At 36.2% G+C, this 7,531-nt stretch carries 12 protein-coding genes; all 12 read right to left on the bottom strand.

What is annotated here, in order from left to right; genetic code table 11:
- Window positions 1–134 precede the first annotated feature (134 nt).
- On the bottom strand, window positions 135–449 hold the full coding sequence (locus tag A3IA_RS0107870) for a DUF2628 domain-containing protein (RefSeq protein ID WP_018380785.1): 315 nt from the start codon (window positions 447–449) through the stop codon (window positions 135–137).
- A 110-nt stretch (window positions 450–559) separates the two neighbouring features.
- A complete protein-coding gene (locus A3IA_RS0107865) occupies window positions 560–868 on the bottom strand; it encodes a DUF4176 domain-containing protein (RefSeq protein ID WP_018380784.1) in 309 nt (102 codons plus the stop codon).
- Between the two features lie 13 nt (window positions 869–881).
- Window positions 882–1,577 carry a hypothetical protein gene (locus A3IA_RS0107860; RefSeq protein ID WP_018380783.1) on the bottom strand — a complete coding sequence of 232 codons (696 nt, stop codon included), beginning with the start codon at window positions 1,575–1,577 and terminating at the stop codon, window positions 882–884.
- Between the two features lies 1 nt (window position 1,578).
- A complete protein-coding gene (locus A3IA_RS0107855) occupies window positions 1,579–2,496 on the bottom strand; it encodes a hypothetical protein (protein WP_018380782.1) in 918 nt (305 codons plus the stop codon).
- 546 nt (window positions 2,497–3,042) lie between these two features.
- Window positions 3,043–3,267, bottom strand: coding sequence for a hypothetical protein (locus A3IA_RS0107850; protein WP_018380781.1), 225 nt, complete (start codon window positions 3,265–3,267; stop codon window positions 3,043–3,045).
- 194 nt (window positions 3,268–3,461) lie between these two features.
- The gene (locus A3IA_RS0107845) at window positions 3,462–3,764 is read right to left on the bottom strand and encodes a DUF4176 domain-containing protein (protein WP_018380780.1); all 303 of its coding nucleotides are present in this window, start codon (window positions 3,762–3,764) and stop codon (window positions 3,462–3,464) included.
- Entirely contained in the window at window positions 3,764–4,303 is a 540-nt protein-coding gene (locus tag A3IA_RS0107840) for a hypothetical protein (protein WP_018380779.1), read from the bottom strand. The genes A3IA_RS0107845 and A3IA_RS0107840 overlap by 1 nt, the downstream gene beginning before the upstream one ends.
- Window positions 4,304–4,374: 71 nt before the next feature.
- Entirely contained in the window at window positions 4,375–4,650 is a 276-nt protein-coding gene (locus tag A3IA_RS12310) for a hypothetical protein (RefSeq protein WP_018380778.1), read from the bottom strand.
- Between the two features lie 15 nt (window positions 4,651–4,665).
- Window positions 4,666–5,055 carry a hypothetical protein gene (locus A3IA_RS12305; RefSeq protein ID WP_018380777.1) on the bottom strand — a complete coding sequence of 130 codons (390 nt, stop codon included), beginning with the start codon at window positions 5,053–5,055 and terminating at the stop codon, window positions 4,666–4,668.
- 159 nt (window positions 5,056–5,214) lie between these two features.
- A complete protein-coding gene (locus A3IA_RS0107825) occupies window positions 5,215–5,505 on the bottom strand; it encodes a DUF4176 domain-containing protein (RefSeq protein ID WP_018380776.1) in 291 nt (96 codons plus the stop codon).
- A gap of 104 nt (window positions 5,506–5,609) precedes the next feature.
- A complete protein-coding gene (locus tag A3IA_RS0107820; protein ID WP_018380775.1) occupies window positions 5,610–6,275 on the bottom strand; it encodes a DUF443 family protein in 666 nt (221 codons plus the stop codon).
- A gap of 8 nt (window positions 6,276–6,283) precedes the next feature.
- Window positions 6,284–7,531 (bottom strand): hypothetical protein (locus A3IA_RS13255; protein WP_018380774.1); only part of this gene is annotated, 1,248 nt, incomplete at its 5' end.

Below are 7,531 nucleotides of genomic sequence, written 5' to 3'. Positions count from 1 at the left end.
AATCTTTATCCTTTTGAACATTAAAATAGAGAGAACCGGAACGATTCTCTCCATATATTAGCTATAAGTCACCCACTACAGTTGACGATGAGCCATTTAACTAAGAGTTGCACTTAGTATCTCCCATCAAAAGATTAATGGACTTTTTCCTCGTAAATATCTTCATCTTCCTGTGTCAATGGTTCCCATCCTTTTGTGACAAGGTCTTTGATGTACTCGTTATTGTAGAAAAATGAGAAGATAATGCCTACAATACCGCTAGGTGGCTCTATGTCAAACATTACTGAAACGGCGACAGTAAGGACTGTAACACTTAGCATAATACCAAACCATTTCCAATCTTTTCTAAAAAGTGGTACAAACGGTCCAAAGAACAGAGTGGTCCAACTAAAACCCACTTTTACATTTTTCGTTTGATTGGTGTCTTGATTGATAAGATTTAGTTTCAACTTTTTCTCCTAATCTATTACTTTATCATTCTGTTATTAATCAATAGTTCTCTTACGCTTAGCTTTGATGAGCGGCAAACCTAGTCAGTCTAAAACAATTTAAAACACTACTAGTTTGCAATTTCATCAATTCTGAAATGTGGAAATGCAACATCTTTTAATCTTTCTTCAAAAATCTTTTGGGCTTCCTCTTCACTTTCGTCAATATAACCTTCAAAGTATACTTCTGCGATATCTTCTTGATTAAAGAAGTAAGTTTGTTCGTTGCTATGTCCCGATGGATAAATGCATGAGGCATAATCAAAATAGCCAACTTCTCCCTTATTTTCAAACAAGGGAAAACGGCTGATAATCATTAATTTCATATCACCGTCATTTAAACGAACGACGCTACCGAGTGGTAAATAGTTATTGTTCATGTTTGTCTTCTTTCTATTCATAATATTCTTTTAATTCTGGGTGCTTGATCAGGTCAATGATACAGAATAAAGCACCAACCGCTCCCCCCGGAAATAAGCCAGCACCTATAATTGCACCTATAATTGCAACAATGGTACTTGATAAAGGAGAACTACTCTGTCTCCCTAGTATAACAGTACTAACAATAGCTCCTAGGCTAATCGGATAAGAAACAGCCCTCCCCTTATTGAGCTTGAGCACAACCATGTTTTGATGATAAATGGTAAAGCTAACAAGACTAACGATAAATAAGCCTATTACAGGAATAAGATAACTCCAAACACGGGAAGGTGTAAAATCGTCACTAGTAATATTCCCGTCATATAACCATCCTGCAAGTCCAATAGAAATCATACATAAGGTAGTAATCAAGCATTCCAAAACAATAAATATATAAATAAAAATTTGATACTTATTAAGTATTTTCTCAAAACGTGACACTAACAAACAAACCGCAGTAAAAACTAAAAAAATTAAAAATATTGAACGAACATATCCATTAGGATTTGGATAGGCCTCATCACCGCCTGCATAATAAAGTATTCCAGTCATAAAAAAGTTAAACCAAGCTAATAGACCCAGATGCTCGGGAGAAATTTCGTATTTAAAGAACGGATGAATTTTGGTTGAATCTATAGTTGTGTCCTTTTTATTTTTCTTCTTTGCCATGTTATCCTCCTAAAAGGCCTTTTAGCCCGCCTTTAATTCTATCCGACACCGATTGATTTGATTTACCAAACTTGAAATTTAATGCTTCTCCAGCATAATATCCCACAACTGCACCGGCAACGGTTCCAACACCTGGAATTGGAATAAATGAACCTACAACGGCTCCGGCTGCTGCCCCTGCCGAAGCAGAAGCTACTCCTGTCACGATATCCCCACCTTGATCAGCTGTAAAGTTCCTGATTTTCTCACTCACCGATGACGTCTTGTCATCAATGAAATTTTCTTTAACATTACCGGTAACCTCAATGGCTGAAGAAATTAACCCAAGACCCTTTAAAGCCTTACCGGCTTTACCAACACCCTCTATATTGGTTTTTCGCCAATCAAAATCATCCCAGAATTTTGTCGCTTCCTTAGCCGCAACTTTTGCAGATGTTCCAGCGGTTTTGAGACCTTCGGCATTAAACCCGCGTTCTTTTCCAACATAGGTCTTATTGGGATCAATACCTTCCCCAACGGCTTTCTTATATTTACTACTCTCAGTTTGCCCATGCGGTGACCTACCTCTTTTAACTCTGTTTCCATTGGCATCATAGACATGGCCTGTCTCTTTATTATAAAGCATTTTATTGCCGACTTTTACATTTCCAACCTTATCGACCACAATATTGCTAGCTTTTACATATTTATTTTCTAAAAATTCCTTCCTCCCATTTTTTAAAGTCTCACCAATCACTTTTGAAGAATTGACTATAGCCTTCATACGACTGCCAACTTTTCCTGTCAATAAATAGTTCAGAGCATCTTCGTAGCTAATACCAGTTTGCTCAGAAAGTTCTTGAGCAGACTTTTCTGCTTTATCAACAACTATATCAAAATTGTTAGAGACTTCTTGTTCATGATGGTCATGTTGTAACAATGCCTCTTTTAGCTCACTCGGCAACTCCTTACTTGGGTAACCTGATAGGCGCGAATAGCTTTGATGCCCTTATCTGTTAACGGTTCCCCATTTTTGAGCTTTTGATTAACGGCTTTGAGTCTATCATTGACCTTCGTTCGCTTCTCCCACTCACTGCTAACTTTTTTAACCCAATCTGGCGTTTTGTTCACAAAAGTCGTGAAACCACTACCTGCGCTAAAACTTGAAAACTGGGTGCTAATTTGAGAAAGGGAGAAGACACGACTATTTCGAAGCTAGATGGGTTTTATGATTACTATTTTACTACAACTTGCTATTATCAAAATTATTTAAAAAATACAGGAAGAATTATGATTATTCTTCCTGTATAGTCAAGCTCTGTAAGTCACTCACTACAGTTGACGAAGAGCCATTTTTTTAGAAAAATATTAGTTAGCTTTTTTCAACATAAATTTTTTATCTTACTAAGTCAATGCTTAGTCACCATAATATCAACTATAAAAATCGAGATTACTATGCTGATTGAATTTTTAGTTCCAGAACAATTTAATCTATTTTTTTACGAGGAATATCTAATTCACTTTCCCATTTATCATAATTTTCTAGAAACTGAGGATGTTTAGTGCTAAATTCAAGATTTACTTTCTTAGCGGCTTCTTCCCCATCATCTGAGAATTTAGCGACTGAGGCGTTAATCGTCTTTACCCAAGGCAGGGAGCGACCTTTGATAGTAGGAATGCTGCTGGCTCCCTTAAAGTCACTTGTTACCATCGCAAGACCCTGATCAACCGCTTGTTTTATATCAGCTAGCTCACTAAAAATCTTAGCAGAAGCCCCATCAAAAGCAAATTAACATTAAGTTGTACAATCACTATTTTACCACATTCTATTTTTGAGAAAATTATTTTAATAAAAGAATATAGGAAGAATAATCGTGATTCTTCCTATATTCTTTAAATTCTCTATCAATTAATATCACTAATCTTGAAGTGCGGTACTGTAATAGCTTTTAATCTTTCTGCAAAAGTTTTTTGCGCTTCCTCTTCACTTTCGTCAATATAACCTTCAAACCATACTTTTTCGACATTCTCTTCATTAAAGAAATAAGCTTGGTTATCAGTTGTTCCTTTAGGATATAAACAAGCTGAGTAGTCAAAGTAACCAATTTTCCCATCATTATTGTATAAAGGAAATCGATTAATAATCATCAATTTAGTATCTCCCTTTTCTAATTGAACAATACTCCCGATTGGTAGTTGTCCTGACATCAACTATACTCCTTTTCTAATTGTCTAATCACTTTTCTACGGTCCAATGGCGAACAATCCCAAATTAGTAAAGATGTTGCACCAACTAAAAATGTAGAAATCAATAATGCTCTGACACTCCCAGATATTAAATAATCATATGAAAGTAATAAAATAAAACATATCATAAGTCCAACAATTATTAATTGACCAATTCTTTGTTTCTTCCCATTTTCTAGCAATTCTCGTATTTGAAAAACATTTGGATAATAAAGTTGTAGTGACCATTGCTTAATCAATACTCTCTTTCCAAAAATAGAAATAAGAAAAGTAATTCCATAACAGAGAAAAAGTATTCCTAAACGAAATTGGTCACTAGTTTCTCCTATTACTAAACTAATATTAGAAATTATTCCTCCTAGAAGAGTGCTAGCAATTGGAACTAAGAAAAAAATATGATTAGAATGTCTGCTAGTTTCAGATATATAAAATTTCTTAGTTTCCTTATCAACATAAACAACTCGATTTGATTTCCAACCGATATTGATTAACTTTAACATTAGTTACCATCCTTTCAGCTATAATAAATAACTACATATCATTAAGATAAAATATGATATTATTAGATTTGTCAATCAAATAGATTACCTATATTATTACCAAAACTAAGCACAGCATCCCCTATATCATCTCCCACATCTTCAATTGTGTTGATTGCACTATTACCAAATTCAATCACATCATCTTTATATTCATCATACACATAGTCAAATGCCATTGTAGCACCTACTGCAAGTGCAAATCCTACTGGACCACCAACTGCCATTCCAACACCTGAAGCAATCACAACATGCGCCCCTGTTTTGATTGCTGCGTCTATAACATCTTCGCCACCTTTGACTTGCATGGTGAAATCAATAGCCTACCCTATTACAGGTGCACCATATTTGGCAACTCCACTAACAAGACTACTATATGCTGGATTGACATTGATAGGAACCGTGTAATTTCCACCTCCTATTGTGGCACCCACTGCACCTACTTGCATATTTTGCGAGCTTTGAACTAACCATTCCCAAGTTTTCTTGGTAAAACCTTCAACGGCTTCATCAGTAATCTTGTTCTGAGCTAGTTCTTTAATGAAAGAAGCACCACCAGCAATTAATCCACTCTTGAGCGATTGATAGGTTTCTAAAGTAATGAGACCATTTTTATAATCGTCTTCAGCTTGTTTTAACAGCTCTCGTGACTCTTTATCAAGTTGAGCAGCACTGTTGGTTTCGACTTCTACCTTATTCTCATACTCCTTCATCTTCTCTTTCAAGATCTGGTTATCAAGGAGCTAAGCGGCTTCTTCCCCATCATCTGAGAATTTAGCGACTGAGGTATTGATGTTTTTAACCAACTTTTGATCTCATTATAGCATATAAAAGAGCACTGCAGAATAAATTCTGCAGTGCTGTACTTCTATCTAATTTATATTGCCCTTCTTATACTTCGCACCATTAATTTCTAGCCATTCGGCATATAATTCCTGATAGCGAGTTTCTTCGTCATCCTTAAAGCCTTCATAAACAACTTTATCAATATTTTCTTCGTTAAAATATAAGATTTGTTCAGCATCAAGTCCTACTGGGTAAATACATCCTGAGTAATCAAATAGAAGCTTTTCTCCAGATTGCTCAAGTAAAGCACCTCTATTTAAGACCATCAGTTTACGGCTTCCTTCTTTTAAATAAACAATACTTCCAATGGGTAACATCATCTATCCTTTCAAAAGTTGAAAATTTTATTAATAACATTGCTGTAGTAGTCATCTATCACTTCTATACATATAATGCATATCTAATTATGATACTTAAAACCTTAATTATCCTTTTTTATATCTATAATTTTATAAAATTGATTAGCTTCTGTACCAAATGCACCGTTTGCTCCTATAAAGTGAAGGAAAGTTATTGTCATAGTAATGAAGCAATAAAGAAGATTTCCTGAATAAAGATAATATCCTGCCATAAAAGAAGTAAGTCCCCCCACAATGACAACATATCCTATTAACTGTTTGAAGTTGAGTTTCTGTGGTTTAATCCTCATATTCACTGGCTGGAATAATTCTGATCCAAGTATAGAAATCATGTGCTTCTTCCTATAAAAATAAAATAAATTTGCTAGGATATAAGCTAAAATTACACTTACTAACAAGAATAACAGATTTATCCCAAAAGAAAATTTTGTATTAAAATATATTGAAATATCAATATTTTTCAAACGAAACCAATTGTAAATCAATACCCCAAGGCCTGCACTAACGGAAGCTGGGATGCTGATATTAGCTGCTCTAAGATTTTTTTGACGAAGTTTAAAAAACTCTTCTTGCGTGATTAAATAAACCTTTTGATGAAAAAACCAATTCAAAGGAGGATAAAGGTAACCTATACAGTGCTGAGGACTTCTGTCTAATAAATAATATTGTCCATCTAACTCAAACGTTAAATATCGAAAATTCCCATAAGTAAATTGAATAGTTTCCATATTTCTCCTTAATCAAATGGATTAATAGTACTCCAGCCATCTGAAAACGCATTCCCAATACTATCAGACATATCAGAAGCCCAATTTTTAGTATCTTCAATACCTTTCGACAAAGCTTGACCAACGCTTTTACCCGCTTCATCTAACAATTCTCCTGCTGTATCCAGACCATCTTGAAGACCAAGAAAGTTATTCTCATAAGCTTTATTAAATGCCCAATTTACTATAGCTCCTGTACCAACGGCAACTGTTGCAGCACCAGCTGCTGCCCAGCCGATAGGATTACTACCAAAGAAATATGCAGCTACAAAAGTACCGGCCCCCCAACTAGCTCCCGTTGACAAGCCATTATGAACTAATGCTTGGCCGACGGTCTTGTCATTATTGACAATGTCGTTATACATGCCAAGTCCAAAACCGAGTCCCGTCAAAACACCGCCGACACCTTTACCAACCGATGTTATGTTCGATCCATGATTGACCAGAGCCTGACCGGCTCCATTCGCAACATCATCAAGCATCACAAAAGCTGTCGAAGTCCCGTCTGCTGCCGTAGTAGCTGGCCCTTTGATCCCTTCAATAACTGTGATTAGCCCACCTAGTCGCTGAATCCCTATACCGAGTTGTTCAATGGCAGTCGCTATAAGATCAAATTCTGTACTATTTTTATCGTATCGTTTCTGTGCCTCAGATAAAAATCCATTGATACCATTTAGTAACTCTGGAGATAAGGCAACCTCTGGATGTTTTTCGGCATATTGTAAAACAGTGTCAATATCATTGTGAGTGAATTTCCCTCCATTGGCTATTTTCTCTTGTAGAGAGTGGTAAGCTACTGAGACGTCCTTCTCATACTCCTTCATCTTCTCTTTCAAGATCTGGTTATCAAGGAGCTTAGCGGCTTCTTCCCCATCATCTGAGAATTTAGCTACTGAGGCGTTAATTGTCTTCACCCAGGGTAGCGAGCGACCTTTGATAGTAGGAATGCTGCTGGCTCCCTTAAAGTCACTCCTTACCATCGCAAGACCCTGATCAACTGCCTGTTTTAAATCAGCTAGCTCACTAAAAATCTTAGCAGAAGCCCCATCAAAAGCAAGCAACTTTTCCAATTTCTCTTCCAGCTCATTAATTTTGGCATTGAGCCGTGCCATCGATTGACCAGCTCGTAGCTGCGTCTCTTGTTTGGCAATCGGGTCCTTCAGCTTAGACGCACTTTTGAACTGGCTTTCTGCAGACGCTAGTAAGGTTTTCTGAAG

The organism is Streptococcus thoraltensis DSM 12221 (assembly GCF_000380145.1).
Taxonomy (GTDB): domain Bacteria; phylum Bacillota; class Bacilli; order Lactobacillales; family Streptococcaceae; genus Streptococcus; species Streptococcus thoraltensis.
This window is presented reverse-complemented; position numbering and strand designations above follow the sequence as displayed.

What these genes read in the sequence shown, in the direction of transcription:
- A3IA_RS0107865 (WP_018380784.1), bottom strand. Translation starts at nt 868, where the DNA reads ATGAACAATAACTATTTACCACTCGGTAGCGTCGTTCGTTTAAATGAC.
- A3IA_RS0107860 (WP_018380783.1), bottom strand. Translation starts at nt 1,577, where the DNA reads ATGGCAAAGAAGAAAAATAAAAAGGACACAACTATAGATTCAACCAAA.
- A3IA_RS0107850 (WP_018380781.1), bottom strand. Translation starts at nt 3,267, where the DNA reads ATGGTAACAAGTGACTTTAAGGGAGCCAGCAGCATTCCTACTATCAAA.
- A3IA_RS0107845 (WP_018380780.1), bottom strand. Translation starts at nt 3,764, where the DNA reads ATGTCAGGACAACTACCAATCGGGAGTATTGTTCAATTAGAAAAGGGA.
- A3IA_RS0107840 (WP_018380779.1), bottom strand. Translation starts at nt 4,303, where the DNA reads ATGTTAAAGTTAATCAATATCGGTTGGAAATCAAATCGAGTTGTTTAT.
- A3IA_RS12310 (WP_018380778.1), bottom strand. Translation starts at nt 4,650, where the DNA reads ATGCAAGTCAAAGGTGGCGAAGATGTTATAGACGCAGCAATCAAAACA.
- A3IA_RS12305 (WP_018380777.1), bottom strand. Translation starts at nt 5,055, where the DNA reads ATGAAGGAGTATGAGAATAAGGTAGAAGTCGAAACCAACAGTGCTGCT.
- A3IA_RS0107825 (WP_018380776.1), bottom strand. Translation starts at nt 5,505, where the DNA reads ATGTTACCCATTGGAAGTATTGTTTATTTAAAAGAAGGAAGCCGTAAA.
- A3IA_RS0107820 (WP_018380775.1), bottom strand. Translation starts at nt 6,275, where the DNA reads ATGGAAACTATTCAATTTACTTATGGGAATTTTCGATATTTAACGTTT.